Annotated in this window: 2 protein-coding genes; both read right to left on the bottom strand. The window is 36.7% G+C overall.

The window, feature by feature from the left end:
- Window positions 1-104: 104 nt before the first annotated feature.
- On the bottom strand, window positions 105-731 hold the full coding sequence (locus KSO91_RS17115) for a LysE family translocator (protein ID WP_238744230.1): 627 nt from the start codon (window positions 729-731) through the stop codon (window positions 105-107).
- 201 nt (window positions 732-932) lie between these two features.
- On the bottom strand, window positions 933-1,499 hold the full coding sequence (locus KSO91_RS17110; protein ID WP_238744229.1) for a hypothetical protein: 567 nt from the start codon (window positions 1,497-1,499) through the stop codon (window positions 933-935).
- Window positions 1,500-1,742 lie beyond the last annotated feature (243 nt).

Genomic DNA, 1,742 nt, shown 5'->3' with positions numbered 1-1,742 from the left:
GTTAGTTTTGCGTAGTTCAAGGCGAATCATCGCAGCAATAACTGGTTATTGCTAGATGATTTAACGCAGAAATACGCGTAAATAACGGTACTGTATCGTTTAGCTTATCCAGAATTGAGGTTAGTTATAAATACACGTATTGCTAATGCAATCAATACAATACCTGAAACACGATCAATCAAGACTGCACGAGAGCGTAATTTATCAAGTAACTTACTATTAGAAAGAATAAAAGCAATAAATGTATACCATAAACCATCGACCAAGAATGGCGTAACGACAATAATAGCTTTACTACTTAATTCTTCACCTACGGTTACAAACTGGCTAAATAAGGCAATAAAAAACAGCGCGATTTTAGGATTCAACATAGAAATAAAAAAACCATCTCTTGCTGATTCTCTGAAGCTCACCGTTTTACCTGACTCAAGTTTTTCAGCTACGCCCCCTTTTGAACCGAGTGATTTAATCCCCAAATAAGCCAGATACAAAGCGCCACTATAGCTGACAACCTGAAATAATAATGGGGACTGGTGTAACATCACCGCTAATCCAAGTAGGGTGATAAACGCATAAATAGCAATGCCTGAAGCATGCGCCCAAGCTGTGGAAATTCCGTTACCACGGCCACCCGCTAAACTATGTTTAGCTACCATTGCCAAACTAGGGCCTGGAGACATCGCGCCCAAAATACAAATAGTGAATAACGATAACCAAATCGTAAAGGTCATATTTTATCCTAGCTGTTTTGATAAACTAACAAGGTATGCTTATCATTGACTTTAGAGATCAGATTAACCCGTAGCAGCCGTCTTATTTATTCGATGCGCTATTTCGGTTTAGAATAAACGGATAAAAAAAATAGCGAATCTCACTCTCACTTCGTAATAAAAAACGATATAGTGCAGCTGTTATTTCTGCGTTAACTGTATCTACAATGTTAACCCCCAAAGGATTAACACCCAGAAAGCCCCGCCTAAAGCCAGCCATAAATAATTGAGAGCAGTCAGTCTATTATTTGTATCACCATTGGCATCACCGCAAGCTATATTTGCCAGCAACTGTGCTTTATATAAAGCCCAGCAAATAATAGGTAACAGCATGATACTTATATAATCAGTATAAGGAGAGCCAACTTCATCACCTGCTAGCCTGTCACTGACATTAGAAATAATATAAATGAGTACGTAAATAGTCGCTAGATTATTGACGTTTTTTGAATTTCTTCCGGTTTGATGAATATATTTATTACGCATTTTTTGAAATAAACTATGCACAAAGAATATAGAAAAAAAACTTCTAGCGACAGGCCAGACCTTATCACCAGTTTCTTTTTTATAATTGCTCCAGTTTTTATAAAACCAGTAAAGACTGTAAACTCCCAGTGTACCGACAAATAAAATGATAAATTTCTTCGCAGATACAACATAAAACCCCATTTCATTTGCCTTTATATCTGAAACCACGTCTCGCGTTGAGTTATTAACACCTACTTCCATTTTGACTCCTTGATTGATATATATATATTCATGTTACTTCAAGATACAAAATCAGCAAGTCAAATTGCGCTTAGATGATAGGCATAAAATCCAAGTAGTGGCTTTATATTGATATTTTATAACTCAAGTTTCGGGGTTCATTTTTAGCCAATAAAAGTGAACCATCCCTCATTCTAGGGCTTCTTGCCGCAAAGTAAAGTTATCCATTTGCATGACTTGCGTAAAAAAATCGACAACCGTCTG

Origin of the sequence: Psychromonas antarctica (assembly GCF_022267535.1) — a bacterium.
In the GTDB taxonomy this organism is placed as follows: Bacteria; Pseudomonadota; Gammaproteobacteria; order Enterobacterales; family Psychromonadaceae; genus Psychromonas; species Psychromonas antarctica.
The sequence above is the reverse complement of the archived record's forward strand: the minus strand, read 5'-3'. Positions and strand labels throughout refer to the sequence as shown.